The sequence below is a fragment of the Streptomyces sp. NPDC001270 genome (genome assembly GCF_042896695.1).
Lineage (GTDB): Bacteria > Actinomycetota > Actinomycetes > Streptomycetales > Streptomycetaceae > Streptomyces.
Map to the genome: position 1 here is coordinate 22,193 of NZ_JBIAXM010000055.1, position 14,537 is coordinate 36,729.

Sequence of the window (14,537 nt, forward strand, 5' to 3'; positions counted from 1 at the left end):
AACCGCGCGGGGCGACCCGGATGAGATGAGAAGAACGCCTTGCCGCCGTCTCCGTGTCCAAGCCGCCGTCTCCGTGTCCAAGTCCAACGGGACGAACCCCGGTCGCACGCCGGGCACATGGGTGGTTCCGGCGGCGGCAGAGATGGCATCCGGTGGGGGGCGTCGCCACCGGCGGCACGAGGCGAGAAGGCGCGGTACGACGGGAGGCGACGAGGCGTGAGCGACCTGACCCCTACGGGGGCGACACGCGCACGTAGGGAAAGGCAGTGCGGGGACTAGCCGGCGTGCCGACCCCTACGTGCCGCTACGTGCCCCTACGCGCGCGTGCCCGGCTCACTCCGTCGTGGGCGCCCCGTCCCGCGGCGCCGGATCCAGGTCGAACTCCCCGTCCCGCGCGCCCAGCACGAACGCGCGCCACTCCGCCTCCGTGTACCGCAGCACGGTGTCCGGGTCGAGGGACGACCGCATGGCCACCGCGCCTTCGGGCAGGTACGCGATCTCGACCCGCTCCTCGTGTTCCTCCGTACCGGGTGCGCTGAGCCACTCGACGCCCGAGATGTCGAGCGCGTACAACTCGTCGCGCTCCCGTTCCTTGCGTGCCTTGATCTCCTCCGCCGTCTCCGCCATGCCGCAGCGACCCCTTCCCGACGTCCGTCATTGATCCGGGTGCACCATGGAAGCCCGGGTACACCCTGATCTCTGCTCCATCGATCGGTGCTCCGGACGGTCCGGTGACCCGGTGATCCGGGCGTTCACCCTAGTGGCCCCCTCGGTCGTCCGCGGAGCCTTCCAGGACCGGGGCACGGGTGCCCGTACGTGCCTGGTACCCTGAGTGACGGCCGTCTGTGTACGCACCCCTGGAGCCCTTCGTGGGCCCTGGAGGCCGCGCCGGACGGATCCCGCCTCCGAGTTGTGGAAGCTTCCCCGAGACTAAGACCGGGGGCACTCGCGGGCACATACAGACAATTGGAGTACGCGTGCCGCTCGACGCCGCTACGAAGAAGCAGATCATCACCGAGTTCGGTACCAAGGAGGGCGACACCGGCTCCCCCGAGGTCCAGGTCGCCATGCTGTCCCGTCGGATCTCCGACCTGACCGAGCACCTCAAGACCCACAAGCACGACCACCACTCCCGCCGCGGTCTGCTGATCCTCGTCGGTCAGCGCCGTCGCCTGCTGCAGTACCTGGCGAAGAAGGACATCCAGCGCTTCCGCGCCCTGGTCGACCGCCTCGGCATCCGCCGCGGTGCGGCGGGCGCCAAGTAAGACGCCGCGAAGGGAGCGGTTCCCGGGACGATCGGGGGCCGCTCCCTTTGGTGTACGTGCGGAAACGTGCGGAGTGTCACGCACGCTTTGTAGTGTGGTAGCACAACGCAATACGGACGACACAGCACGACAACGAAGAAGGAGAAGCGCACCTCGCCGCCGCCGGTCCTCGGTAGTGGCCCCCGGGGGAGCGAGCCCCGGGTGCTTCGATCGAAGACCGGCCCGCACCAGACGGAGCGCTTCTCCGCAACCGTCCCCCTGCCACACGGGCAGCCGCGGGACGAAGACGACAAGTAACGGAGAAAACGCTAGTGGAGAACGAGACCCACTACGCCGAGGCCGTCATCGACAACGGCGCCTTCGGCACCCGGACCATCCGCTTCGAGACGGGCCGGCTGGCCAAGCAGGCCGCCGGTTCCGCCGTGGCGTACCTGGACGACGACACCATGGTGCTGTCGGCCACCACCGCCTCCAAGAACCCCAAGGACCAGCTCGACTTCTTCCCGCTGACGGTGGACGTCGAGGAGCGGATGTACGCGGCCGGGAAGATCCCCGGCAGCTTCTTCCGCCGTGAGGGCCGCCCCTCCGAGGACGCGATCCTCACCTGCCGGCTCATCGACCGGCCGCTGCGCCCCTCCTTCAAGAAGGGCCTGCGCAACGAGATCCAGGTCGTCGCCACGATCATGGCCCTCAACCCCGACCACCTGTACGACGTCGTCGCGATCAACGCCGCGTCCGCCTCCACCCAGCTCGCCGGTCTGCCCTTCTCCGGCCCGATCGGCGGCGTCCGCGTCGCGCTGATCCGCGGCCAGTGGGTGGCGTTCCCGACCCACACCGAGCTGGCGGACGCCGTCTTCGACATGGTGGTCGCCGGTCGCGTCCTGGAGGACGGCGACGTCGCGATCATGATGGTCGAGGCCGAGGCCACCGAGGAGACCATCAAGCTGGTCGCCGACGGTTCCGAGGCGCCCACCGAGGACGTCGTCGCCGCCGGTCTCGATGCCGCGAAGCCGTTCATCAAGGTCCTGTGCAAGGCCCAGGCCGACCTCGCCGCCAAGGCCGCCAAGCCGGTCGGCGAGTTCCCGATCTTCCTCGACTACCAGGACGACGTCCTGGAGGCCCTGACCGGCGCGGTCCGCCCCGAGCTGGCCCAGGCGCTCACCATCGCCGGCAAGCTGGAGCGCGAGGCGGAGCTGGACCGCGTCAAGCAGCTCGCCGCCGAGAAGCTGCTCCCGGAGTTCGAGGGCCGCGAGAAGGAGATCTCCGCCGCGTACCGCTCGCTGACCAAGAGCCTGGTCCGCGAGCGCGTCATCAAGGAGAAGAAGCGCATCGACGGCCGTGGCGTGACGGACATCCGTACGCTCGCCGCCGAGGTCGAGGCCATCCCGCGGGTGCACGGTTCCGCGCTGTTCGAGCGCGGCGAGACGCAGATCCTGGGCGTCACCACCCTCAACATGCTCCGCATGGAGCAGCAGCTGGACACCCTCTCCCCGGTGACCCGCAAGCGCTACATGCACAACTACAACTTCCCGCCGTACTCCACCGGTGAGACCGGCCGCGTCGGCTCCCCGAAGCGCCGCGAGATCGGTCACGGCGCGCTCGCCGAGCGCGCCCTCGTGCCGGTCCTGCCCACGCGCGAGGAGTTCCCGTACGCGATCCGCCAGGTGTCCGAGGCCCTCGGCTCCAACGGCTCGACGTCCATGGGCTCCGTCTGCGCCTCCACCATGTCGCTGCTCAACGCCGGTGTGCCGCTGAAGGCCCCGGTCGCCGGCATCGCCATGGGCCTGATCTCCCAGGAGATCGACGGCGAGACGCACTACGTCACCCTCACCGACATCCTCGGTGCGGAGGACGCCTTCGGCGACATGGACTTCAAGGTCGCCGGCACCAAGGAGTTCGTGACCGCCCTCCAGCTCGACACCAAGCTGGACGGCATCCCGGCCTCCGTTCTGGCCGCGGCCCTCAAGCAGGCCCGCGACGCCCGCCTGCACATCCTCGACGTGATGATGGAGGCCATCGACCGGCCCGACGAGATGTCCCCGCACGCCCCGCGGATCATCACCGTCAAGATCCCGGTCGACAAGATCGGTGAGGTCATCGGCCCCAAGGGCAAGATGATCAACCAGATCCAGGAGGACACGGGCGCCGAGATCACCATCGAGGACGACGGCACGATCTACATCGGTGCCGCCGACGGCCCGTCCGCCGAGGCCGCCCGCGCCACCATCAACGGCATCGCCAACCCGACGATGCCCGAGGTCGGCGAGCGCTACCTCGGTACGGTCGTGAAGACGACCACCTTCGGTGCGTTCGTCTCCCTGCTGCCCGGCAAGGACGGTCTGCTGCACATCTCGCAGATCCGCAAGCTGGCCGGCGGCAAGCGCGTGGAGAACGTCGACGACGTCCTCGGCGTGGGCCAGAAGGTCCAGGTCGAGATCGCCGAGATCGACTCCCGCGGCAAGCTCTCCCTCGTCCCCGTGATCGAGGGCGAGGAAACCGCCGGCGACGGCTCCGCCGCGGGCTCGGACAAGAAGGACGACGCCGACAAGTGACGTCGCGTAACGCCACGGCGACGGCCCGCATCTCCACGGAGACGCGGGCCGTCGCCCGTACCCAAACCCTGATCAAGGGCACCGGCGGTATCGGCACGGTCCGCAAGACCACCCTCCCGGGCGGCCTGCGCATCGTCACCGAGACGCTGCCCTCGGTGCGCTCCGCCACCTTCGGCATCTGGGCGCACGTCGGCTCCCGGGACGAGACGCCGTCCCTCAACGGCGCCACGCACTACCTGGAGCACCTGCTCTTCAAGGGCACCGGAAGCCGGTCCGCACTGGACATCTCCGCCGCGCTCGACGCGGTGGGCGGCGAGATGAACGCGTTCACGGCGAAGGAGTACACGTGCTACTACGCGCGTGTGCTCGACACCGATCTGCCGCTCGCCATAGACGTCGTCTGCGACATGCTCACCGGCTCGCTCATCCTTGAGGACGACGTCAACGTCGAGCGCGGCGCCATCCTCGAAGAGATCGCGATGACCGAGGACGACCCCGGCGACTGTGTGCACGACCTGTTCGCGCACACCATGTTCGGCGACAACGCCCTCGGCCGTCCCGTCCTCGGCACGGTCGACACCGTCAACGCCCTCTCCGCGGACCGCATCCGCCGCTTCTACAAGAAGCACTACGACCCGACCCACCTGGTCGTGGCGGCCGCCGGCAACATCGACCACAACAAGGTCGTACGGCAGGTCAGGGCCGCCTTCGAGAAGGCCGGCGCGCTCCGGAACGCCGATGCGGTACCCATCGCCCCGCGTGACGGCCGCCGCACGATCCGCGCCGCGGGCCGCGTCGAACTGCTCGGCCGCAAGACCGAGCAGGCACACGTCGTGCTCGGCATGCCCGGCCTGGCCCGCACCGACGACCGCCGCTGGGCGCTGGGCGTGCTGAACACGGCCCTGGGCGGCGGGATGTCCTCCCGGCTGTTCCAGGAGGTCCGGGAGAAGCGCGGCCTGGCCTACAGCGTGTACTCGTACACCTCGGGATTCGCCGACTGCGGCCTGTTCGGCGTGTACGCGGGCTGCCGCCCGAGCCAGGTGCACGACGTGCTGAAGCTCTGCCGCGACGAACTGGACCACGTCGCCGAGCACGGACTGTCCGACGACGAGATCGCCCGTGCCGTGGGGCAGCTGAGGGGTTCGACGGTGCTGGGCCTTGAGGACACCGGCGCGCTGATGAACCGTATCGGCAAGAGCGAGCTGTGCTGGGGCGAGCAGATGTCCGTGGACGACATGCTGGCCCGGATCGCGCAGGTCACCCCGGACGAGGTCCGCGCCGTCGCCCGTGACGTCCTGGGCCGCCGTCCCTCGCTGTCGGTCATCGGCCCGCTGAAGGACAAGCAGGCGTCCCGGCTGCACGACGCCGTCGCCTAGGGTCCCTCTGGCGGATCTCCGCTCGGGCCCGCCCCGGCACGAGATCCCCGATCACCCCGCCGCTGGTCAGCGTGGCCTCGGCGGAATCACCTCCGGTCCCATCCCTCCGGTTAGGAAGCAAGTACATGAGCAAGCTGCGTGTGGCGGTCCTCGGCGCCAGGGGCCGGATCGGTTCCGAGGCCGTACGGGCGGTCGAGGCCGCCGAGGACATGGAGCTGGTCGCCGCCCTCGGCCGGGGCGACAGCCTGGAGACGCTGACCGAGACCGGCGCCGAGGTCGCGGTCGAGCTGACCACCCCCGCCTCCGTGATGGACAATCTCGACTACTGCGTGCGCCACGGCATCCACGCCGTCGTCGGCACCACCGGCTGGACCGACGAGCGCCTCGCGCGGCTGCGGGACCGGCTCGCCGAGTCCCCGCGGACGGGCGTGCTCATCGCCCCGAACTTCTCCATCGGCGCTGTCCTGACGATGAAGTTCGCGCAGATCGCGGCGCCCTGGTTCGAATCGGTCGAGGTGATCGAACTGCACCACCCGGACAAGGTCGACGCCCCGTCCGGCACCGCCACGCGCACGGCGCAGCTCATCGCCGAGGCCCGCAGGGCGGCCGGCACGGCCCCGGCACCGGACGCGACCGCCAGCGCCCTCGACGGCGCCCGCGGGGCGAGCGTGGACGGCGTCCCCGTCCACGCCGTACGGCTGCGCGGACTGCTCGCCCACCAGGAGGTGCTGCTCGGCGGCGACGGCGAGACCCTCACCATCCGTCACGACTCCCTGCACCACAGCAGCTTCATGCCGGGCATCCTGCTCGGCGCGCGTCGCGTGGTGTCCGCCCCCGGCCTGACCGTCGGCCTGGAACACTTCCTCGACCTGGGCTGAGTAGAGGGGCCCACTCACATGCGCGCGAAGATCTCCTACCTCGTCACGGCCGCCGTCCTGGTCTTCTACTTCGTCCTGGTCGGCAGCCGCGGCGTCCTGCTCATCCAGTCCGGCACCGTCGTGACCGTCACCTTCGGGATCGCGGTGCTGATCCTGCCGCTGATCGGCGTGTGGTTCCTGTGGAAGAACACCCAGTTCGTCCGCCGGGCCAACCAGCTCGCCGCGCAACTCGACGCCGAGGGCGGCCTGCCCGTCGACGAGCTGCGGCGTACCACCGGAGGCCGTATCGACCGCGACTCGGCCGACGAGGTCTTCGCCCGGCGCAAGGCCGAGACGGAGGCGGCCCCCGACGACTGGCGCAGCTGGTTCCGCCTGGCCGTGGCCTACCACGACGCCCGTGACACCCCCCGCGCCCGCAAGGCGATGCAGCGGGCCATCGCACTGCACCAGTCGACGCGCTGAGCACGGGACGACGGGCTGAGCACGGGACGACGGGCTGAGCACGGGACGACGGGCTGAGCACGGGACGACGCGCTGACCACCGGTCGGCGCGCCGGGGCTCGCGGACAAGGGGGATTCCGGGATTCCGCACCCAACGGGAAGGGGCCCGGAGCCTGGCGGACGCTGTTGGTTTATTCGGGCCCGTGCGTGACGTCGGCTCCCAAGACCTGGTGGTGGTCTTGGGAGCCGACGTTGTCGTATGGGGTGGGTGTCGATGTCTATGCAGCCGAAGGGGCCGGGGGAGATTCCGGCGGAGACGGTGCGGGTGGCCAGGGCCGCGTTCCCCAAGGGGAGCCTGGCGATCCGCGTCCGGGACGAGCTGGGCCCGCTGTTCACCGACGAGGAGTTCGCGGACCTCTTCCCGGTGCGGGGAAAGCCTGCCTGGTCACCGGGGCGGCTGGCGCTGGTGCTGGTGTTGCAGTTCGTCGAAGGGCTCACCGACCGGCAGGCCGCAGAGGCGGTGCGGGCAAGGATCGACTTCAAATATGCCCTCGCGTTGGAACTGGCTGATCCGGGCTTCGGCTTCTTGGTGCTCTCGGAGTTCCGGGACTGTCTCGTCGATGCGGAGGCGGGCAGGCGGGTGCTGGACGGCATCCTGGCCGCGGCTCGGGAGAAGGGGCTGCTCAAGACCGCCGGTCGTGCTCGTACTGACTCCACGCATGCGCAGTCCGCGGTGCGGGAGCTGTGCTGGCTGGAGATGGTGGCGGAGGCGCTGCGTTCGGCGTTGAACGCGCTCGCGCAGGCTGCCCCCGACTGGCTGGTCGAGGTCGCCGAGCCGGACTGGTTCCGGCATTACGCCACCCGGGCCGAGGAGTCCCGGTTCCCGAAGGCCCACATGAAGCGGGAGGAGATCGGCAGGCGGATCGGGACGGACGGGATGCGGCTGCTTGAGGCTGTCTTCTCGCCCCAGGCACCGGCCGGACTGAGGGAGCTGGAGCAGGTGGAGATCCTGCGGCAGATGTGGGTCCAGCACTTCCACCTGACCGGGGGCGAGGTGAGGCGGCGGGACCCAAAAGACCGGCCGCCGGGCGCGAAGCGCCTGGTCACGCCCTATGACCCCGAAGCCAGGGGCAGCAAGAAGCGCGACATCCTCTGGGAGGGATACAAGACCCATCTGACCGAGACCTGCGAGCCGGACACCTCGAATCTGATCACGAACGTTGCCACGGCCGTCGCTACCGTCCCCGACAGCGTGATGGGTGAGAACATCCACGATGGCCTGGCCGAACGACACTGCCTGCCCGGTGAACACTGGGTCGACACCGGGTATGCCACCGCTGCCCAGATCGCTGCCGCCCGGCGTGAGCACGGCATCGGGCTGCACGGACCGCTCCAGGCGGTCACCGTTGCCCAGGCCAAGAACGGCAGGGGCTACGGACAGGACGCCTTCACCGTCGACTGGGACCAGCAGCAGGTCACCTGCCCGAACGGAGCCACCAGCACCCAGTGGGCCCTGCGCGCCTCTCAGCAACAGCTCCCCGTGATCCGGGTCAGATTCTCCCCGGCCGACTGCCGCCACTGCCCCGCACTACGCGACTGCGTCAGCTCACCCAAGGCCGGACGCAGGGAACTCACCCTGCGGCAACACGACGAGCACCAGGCCCTCCAACGCACCCGCGCTCTCCAGCAGACCGACGAGTGGAAAGACCGCTACAAGATCCGTGCCGGCGTCGAAGGCACCATCTCCCAAGGCGTCGGGCGCTGCGGCCTGCGCAGATCCCGCTACCGCGGCCTCGCGAAGACCAGCCTCCAGCACCAGCTCACCGGTGCCGCCATCAACCTCGCCCGCATCGACGCCCACCTCACCGGCACACCCCGGGCCCGCACCCGCGCCAGCCACTTCGCAGCACTTCGCCCCGCCGAGCTGACGCTCGGCGGGGCGAAGTAGCAGGCCGGGCCCGAATAAACCAACAGTGTCCACCTGTGCGGACCGGGCCCCTTCCCGTTGGGTGGCGGTTCAGCTGCGCCGGTACTCCGCGGCCCATGCCTCGACCGTGTCCGCCGCCCGGTCGAAGGCCGGGATGCGCCCCAGGAAGTCCAGGGTGTGCGTGGTCAGCAGCGGCCCGGGCTCCTCGGCGGCACGGTCCTTGCGTTTGACGATCAGCGCCTGCCCCTGCACCGTGCGCGGCAGCCCCGCCCAGCGCACCGGCTGCTGCACCGTGCGCACCGCGATGACCCGCTTCCAGGGCACGGTACGGGTGATAAGGAAGGCCACGTGGCGCAGGCCGCGCGCGCTGACCCACACGCCCATGCGCAGCAGCCGCAGCGCCGCGGCGATGACGGCAAGCGCCACGGCGAACACCACCGCGGCGGAGGCCGCCGAACTGGTCAGCGCGATGATGACCGCGCCGAACAGCACGAACGAGGCGAGCAGCAGCCACAGCGCGGCCATGCCCACCCGCCAGGGTCCGGGCCGGTAGGGACGCCGCCAGCGGCTGCGGTCGTCGTACGGCAACGCGATGTCGTCGGCTGCCTCGAAGGATCGGTCGGCCGTCAGGAAGGGCAGGGGCACGGCTGGTCCTCACTCGTCCATGCATGGGCTGTGCCCGGTGAGGCTATCCGCCGGTGTCCCCGCTCACCACCCTCGGGGGTCCGTAAGGGTGGGACCCCCGAGACGCCGGGCCGGGATCAGCGCCCCTGCGCGGCCTGCGACTGCGGTGTCTGCGTGGCGGTGGGGGTGGACAGCGCGGGCATGCCGAGGACCAGCGAGCCGACGAGCCCGGCGACGATGGTGAGCCCGAGCAGCCAGCGCCCGGCCAGCTGCCCGGCGGACGCACGCTGACGGGGCGGGGGCGCCACATTGCTGCGGAACTTCTCGGCATCGGCGAGGAAGCCGAACGGTACGGGTTCGCGCCTGGAGGCGCCTCCCAGCGGCAGCTGGGGGAGGGGCATCGGATGCGTCTCCCTTCGAAGGTCGGACGTCGGACGAACGCCGAAGCGGCCCTCACGCTCGAACGACTCGAACAAGTGGCCCTCGCTCATAGAGACGAGCGAACTCCACGAAAGGTGCCCTCTTGCCCCGAATTCCCAGAAGTTCTCCTGGGTTCGTCGAAGATGTCGCGTCCCGGCAGCGAACGCCCCGATGTCAGTGCCGGGCCGTAGAGTGGGCGCCGCCCGAGAGACGTGATGGAAGGACCCGCCGAGCCGTGACCGACACCCCCGTCGAGGAACCCGAGCCCAGTTTCCGCAGCGATGTCACCGTCGAGCTGGTCAAGCACAGCGCGTCGGACGCCGACGTACTGTTCGCCGCCCGCGTCTCGACGGCCGGCGAGCAGTCCCTGGCGGAGTTGGACAAGGACCCCGAGCGCTCGAAGGGACTGATCAACTACCTGATGCGGGACCGGCACGGCAGCCCCTTCGAGCACAACTCGATGACGTTCTTCATCAATGCCCCGATCTTCGTGTTCCGCGAGTTCATGCGGCACCGCGTGGGCTGGTGCGTCGCCGGTGACACGGAGATCACCCTGGAGAGCGAGGCCGGCCGGATCCGCCGGCGGACCATCGCCGAGCTGCACGAGCTCTGGCATCTGGGCGCCGAGGACGGGCTGCCGCCCTCCGCCGGCGGCGTGACCTGGCACAGCCGCGCGGGCAAGTGGACGGCCCAGGTCCGGCACGACGAGACCGACCACTACCTGGGTCTGTACGAGAGCCGCGAGGCGGCCGACTCGGCGGTGGCCGAATTCCGCGAGCAGCACCCGGCCACCCGTCTGCGCAAGCTCGACCCGCTCCGCCGCAGCCACGTCCGCTGCTACGACGAGGAGACCCTGCTCGCCCGGCGGACCAGGATCGTCGACGTTTTCGAATCCGGGGTCAAGCCCCTGATCGAGATCACGACGGCGTCCGGGAAGTCGCTCCGCTGCACCGTCGACCACGCCGTGTTCACACCGGAGGGCTGGCGCAAGGCAGGGGAGCTGGCCGTCGGGGACGCCGTCATGGCGGCCGGATCCGAGTCCCGGTCCGCGCAGGCGGACGTCCCGCCGGGCCTCCAGCGCGGCATCGGCGTCTGGACCGCCGCGCAGCGGCAGCGGCTGATCGGGGAAACCGACACCTGCCACCGCTGCGGGCAGGACTTCCCACGCGACCGGCTCGCCCTGGACCACGTCGTCCCGGTCGCCGAAGACCTGACCAGAGCCCTTGACGAGAAGAACCTCGCCCCGGCCTGCGAACCCTGCCAGGCCGCCAGGAGCGCCGAGGAGCAGACGGCGGCCCGGCGTGGCGACGAGATCTCCAGGGCCGTTCCGGACCGGATCGTCGCCATCGAGGCCCGGGGCGAGGAGATGACGTACGACCTCTCGGTGGCGGGTCCCTGGCACAACTTCCTGGCCAACGGCATCGTCGTGCACAACTCGTACAACGAGGAATCCGGCCGCTACCGCGAGCTGCAGCCGGTCTTCTACGTGCCCGACGAGTCCCGCAGGCTCGTCCAGGAGGGGCGCCCGGGCAAATACCGGTTCGTGGAGGGCACACAGGCCCAGCAGGAACTGGTCGGACGCGTCACCGAGGAGAGCTATCGGCACGCCTACGAGGCGTACCAGGAGATGCTCGGGGCCGGTGTGGCCCGCGAGGTCGCCCGGGCGGTCCTCCCCGTGGGCCTGTTCTCCTCGATGTACGCCACCTGCAACGCCCGGTCCCTGATGCATTTCCTCGGCCTGCGCACCCAGCACGAACTGGCCAAGGTGCCGTCCTTCCCGCAGCGGGAGATCGAGATGGTCGGCGAGCAGATGGAGGCCGCCTGGGCCCAGCTCATGCCGCTCACGCACGCCGCTTTCAACGCCAACGGCCGGGTCGCCCCATGAGACCGCACGCAGGTCCGGATCAGCCTGGTGAAGTGTCCGTATTGCGGCATTTGGAGAAGTTCATCTAGCCTGATCAAACGGACCCGGCACTGCTTGAACCCCCGAGCAGGCAGTGCCGGGCTCCGCATTTGTCCTGACTTTCCGGGCACCCCTAGGGCAGACCACACAGGGAGCACCGAGTAGCGTGTTACCCATGGCTCCGACCTCCACTCCGCAGACCCCCTTCGGGCGGGTCCTCACCGCCATGGTCACGCCCTTCACGGCGGACGGCGCGCTCGACCTCGACGGCGCCCAGCGGCTCGCCACCCACCTGGTGGATGCAGGCAACGACGGCCTGATCATCAACGGCACCACCGGCGAGTCCCCCACCACCAGCGACGCGGAGAAAACGGACCTAGTACGAGCCGTACGGGAAGCGGTCGGCGACCGCGCCCATGTCGTGGCCGGTGTCGGCACCAACGACACCCACCACAGCATCGAGCTGGCCCGCGCCGCGGAGCGCGCGGGCGCACACGGCCTCCTGGTCGTCACCCCGTACTACAACAAGCCCCCGCAAGAGGGCCTGTACCAGCACTTCAAAGTCGTCGCCGACGCCACCGGACTGCCGGTCCTGCTGTACGACATCCCCGGCCGCAGCGGCGTACCGATCAACACGGAGACCCTGGTCCGCCTCGCCGAGCACCCGAGGATCGTCGCCAACAAGGACGCCAAGGGCGACCTCGGACGGGCCAGCTGGGCCATCGCCCGGTCCGGCCTCGCCTGGTACTCCGGCGACGACATGCTGAACCTGCCGCTGCTCTCCGTAGGCGCGGTCGGCTTCGTCTCGGTCGTCGGCCACGTGGTCACTCCGGACCTGCGCGCCCTGGTCGAGGCGTTCTCCTCCGGCGACGTCCAGAAGGCCACCGAGATCCATCAGAAGCTGCTCCCCGTCTACACCGGCATGTTCCGCACCCAGGGCGTCATGACGGCCAAGGCCGCGCTCGCCCTCCAGGGCCTGCCCGCCGGGCCGCTGCGCGCACCCATGATCGAGTGCACTCCCGAGGAGATCGAGCAGCTCAAGATCGATCTTGCCGCCGGCGGGGTACAGCTCTGACAACAGACTTGGCAGCACCCGAGCTTCACAACTGAATACGCGGGTCACCGGTGCCCGTAATCCACAACGACAACTGCTTCTGCACGAACGTCACGCGCGCCACGTGCCCACCGGTACGTGGCGCGCGTGGTTGAGGAGAGTCTTTTGAGTCATCCGCATCCTGAACTCGGCTCACCCCCGCCGCTTCCCGAAGGCGGCCTGAGGGTCACCCCGCTCGGCGGTCTCGGCGAGATCGGCCGGAACATGACGGTCTTCGAGTACGGCGGCCGCCTGCTGATCGTCGACTGCGGGGTGCTCTTCCCCGAGGAGGAGCAGCCCGGAATCGACCTGATCCTGCCGGACTTCTCATCGATCCGGGACCGCCTCGACGACATCGAGGGCATCGTCCTCACCCACGGGCACGAGGACCACATCGGCGGAGTGCCGTTCCTCCTGAAGGAGAAGCCGGACATCCCGCTGATCGGCTCCAAGCTGACCCTCGCGCTGATCGAGGCGAAGCTCCAGGAGCACCGCATCCGCCCGTACATCCTCGAAGTCGCCGAGGGCAACCGGGAGCGCATCGGACCCTTCGACTGCGAGTTCGTCGCGGTCAACCACTCCATCCCGGACGCCCTCGCGGTCGCGATCCGCACCCCCGCCGGCCTGGTGGTCCACACCGGCGACTTCAAGATGGACCAACTGCCGCTGGACAACCGCCTCACGGATCTGCACGCGTTCGCGCGGTTGAGCGAGGAGGGCATCGACCTCCTCCTCGCCGACTCCACCAACGCCGAGGTCCCCGGCTTCACCGCGCACGAGCGCGACATCTCCAACGTGCTGCGCCAGGTCTTCGCCGGCGCCCGCAAGCGGATCATCGTGGCCAGCTTCGCCAGCCACGTCCACCGCATCCAGCAGATCATGGACGCGGCACACGAGTACGGCCGCCGGGTCGCCTTCGTCGGCCGCTCGATGGTCCGCAACATGGGCATCGCCCGTGACCTGGGCTATCTGAAGGTCCCACCGGGCCTGGTCGTGGACGTCAAGACGCTCGACGACCTGCCGGACGACCAGGTGGTCCTGGTCTGCACCGGCTCCCAGGGCGAACCGATGGCCGCCCTCTCCCGGATGGCCAGCCGGGACCACCAGATCCGGATCGTCGAGGGGGACACGGTCATCCTGGCCTCGTCCCTCATCCCCGGCAACGAGAACGCGGTCTACCGCGTCATCAACGGCCTGACCCGCTGGGGCGCCAACGTCGTTCACAAGGGCAACGCGAAGGTGCACGTCTCGGGTCACGCCTCCGCCGGTGAGCTGCTGTACTTCTACAACATCTGCCGCCCGAAGAACCTGATGCCGGTGCACGGCGAATGGCGCCATCTGCGGGCCAACGCCGAACTGGGAGCCCTCACCGGGGTCCCGCACGACCGGATCGTCATCGCGGAGGACGGCGTCGTCGTCGACCTCGTCGAGGGCAAGGCGAAGATCTCCGGCAAGGTGCAGGCCGGCTATGTGTACGTCGACGGCCTCTCGGTCGGCGACGTCGGCGAGCCCGCGCTGAAGGACCGCAAGATCCTCGGAGACGAGGGCATCATCTCCGTCTTCGTGGTGGTGGACTCGTCCACGGGCAAGATCACGGGCGGCCCGCACGTCCAGGCCCGCGGCTCAGGCATCGAGGACACGGCCTTCGCCGAGGTCCTCCCGAAGATCACGGAAGCCCTGGAGCGCTCGGCCCAGGACGGCGTCGTCGAACCGCACCAGCTGCAACAGCTCATCCGACGCACCCTCGGCAAGTGGGTCTCGGACACGTATCGGCGCAGGCCGATGATCCTCCCCGTCGTCGTGGAGGTCTGACCCGCCGACGGCTGAACCCGGAGCGGGGTGCCTCGATTTGCATCGAGGCACCCCGCTCCAGTACGTTTACGGCCCTGCCCGAGAGGGAAACCCGGCTGCCTGGTGCGTGTCCGAGTCCACCCGAACGGGCTGGGAATTTCGACTCAGAATCTCTGATAAAGTCGGAAGCGCCGGAAAGGGAAACGCGAGAGCGAGACCCTGGAAAGCACCGAGGAAATCGGACCGAGAAAAGGTCTGATAGAGTCG

The 14,537-nt window shown here is 69.5% G+C and carries 12 protein-coding genes; 9 read left to right on the top strand and 3 right to left on the bottom strand.

The window, feature by feature from the left end:
• Positions 1-333: 333 nt before the first annotated feature.
• Positions 334-627, bottom strand: coding sequence for a DUF397 domain-containing protein (locus ACFY2B_RS43230; protein ID WP_390768564.1), 294 nt, complete (start codon positions 625-627; stop codon positions 334-336).
• A 350-nt stretch (positions 628-977) separates the two neighbouring features.
• Here ACFY2B_RS43230 and rpsO point away from each other — a divergent pair, with 350 nt between their 5' ends.
• The 6 genes from rpsO (at position 978) to ACFY2B_RS43260 (ending at position 8,460) form a co-directional block, all read left to right on the top strand.
• Positions 978-1,265: a 30S ribosomal protein S15 gene (rpsO, locus tag ACFY2B_RS43235; protein WP_130444864.1), complete on the top strand. Its 288-nt coding sequence runs from the start codon at positions 978-980 to the stop codon at positions 1,263-1,265.
• A gap of 311 nt (positions 1,266-1,576) precedes the next feature.
• Positions 1,577-3,817: a polyribonucleotide nucleotidyltransferase gene (locus tag ACFY2B_RS43240; RefSeq protein ID WP_390768565.1), complete on the top strand. Its 2,241-nt coding sequence runs from the start codon at positions 1,577-1,579 to the stop codon at positions 3,815-3,817.
• On the top strand, positions 3,814-5,193 hold the full coding sequence (locus ACFY2B_RS43245) for a M16 family metallopeptidase (protein ID WP_390768566.1): 1,380 nt from the start codon (positions 3,814-3,816) through the stop codon (positions 5,191-5,193). The genes ACFY2B_RS43240 and ACFY2B_RS43245 overlap by 4 nt, the downstream gene beginning before the upstream one ends.
• 125 nt (positions 5,194-5,318) lie before the next feature.
• Positions 5,319-6,071: a 4-hydroxy-tetrahydrodipicolinate reductase gene (dapB, locus tag ACFY2B_RS43250; RefSeq protein ID WP_390768567.1), complete on the top strand. Its 753-nt coding sequence runs from the start codon at positions 5,319-5,321 to the stop codon at positions 6,069-6,071.
• 18 nt (positions 6,072-6,089) lie between these two features.
• The gene (locus ACFY2B_RS43255; RefSeq protein ID WP_390768568.1) at positions 6,090-6,533 is read left to right on the top strand and encodes a hypothetical protein; all 444 of its coding nucleotides are present in this window, start codon (positions 6,090-6,092) and stop codon (positions 6,531-6,533) included.
• A 253-nt stretch (positions 6,534-6,786) separates the two neighbouring features.
• Positions 6,787-8,460: an IS1182 family transposase gene (locus ACFY2B_RS43260; protein WP_390768569.1), complete on the top strand. Its 1,674-nt coding sequence runs from the start codon at positions 6,787-6,789 to the stop codon at positions 8,458-8,460.
• A 69-nt stretch (positions 8,461-8,529) separates the two neighbouring features.
• On the opposite strand, the gene ACFY2B_RS43265 is transcribed toward ACFY2B_RS43260, so the two are convergent.
• Both ACFY2B_RS43265 and ACFY2B_RS43270 read right to left on the bottom strand, forming a co-directional pair.
• Positions 8,530-9,084, bottom strand: coding sequence for a hypothetical protein (locus ACFY2B_RS43265; RefSeq protein WP_390768570.1), 555 nt, complete (start codon positions 9,082-9,084; stop codon positions 8,530-8,532).
• Between the two features lie 116 nt (positions 9,085-9,200).
• Positions 9,201-9,464: a hypothetical protein gene (locus tag ACFY2B_RS43270; RefSeq protein ID WP_390768571.1), complete on the bottom strand. Its 264-nt coding sequence runs from the start codon at positions 9,462-9,464 to the stop codon at positions 9,201-9,203.
• 254 nt (positions 9,465-9,718) lie between these two features.
• Here ACFY2B_RS43270 and thyX point away from each other — a divergent pair, with 254 nt between their 5' ends.
• The 3 genes from thyX to ACFY2B_RS43285 all read left to right on the top strand — a co-directional run bounded on the left by thyX (position 9,719) and on the right by ACFY2B_RS43285 (position 14,291).
• On the top strand, positions 9,719-11,368 hold the full coding sequence (thyX, locus tag ACFY2B_RS43275; protein ID WP_390768572.1) for an FAD-dependent thymidylate synthase: 1,650 nt from the start codon (positions 9,719-9,721) through the stop codon (positions 11,366-11,368).
• 193 nt (positions 11,369-11,561) lie between these two features.
• Entirely contained in the window at positions 11,562-12,461 is a 900-nt protein-coding gene (gene dapA / locus ACFY2B_RS43280; RefSeq protein ID WP_376537805.1) for a 4-hydroxy-tetrahydrodipicolinate synthase, read from the top strand.
• Between the two features lie 144 nt (positions 12,462-12,605).
• Positions 12,606-14,291: a ribonuclease J gene (locus tag ACFY2B_RS43285; RefSeq protein ID WP_390768573.1), complete on the top strand. Its 1,686-nt coding sequence runs from the start codon at positions 12,606-12,608 to the stop codon at positions 14,289-14,291.
• Positions 14,292-14,537: the final 246 nt, after the last annotated feature.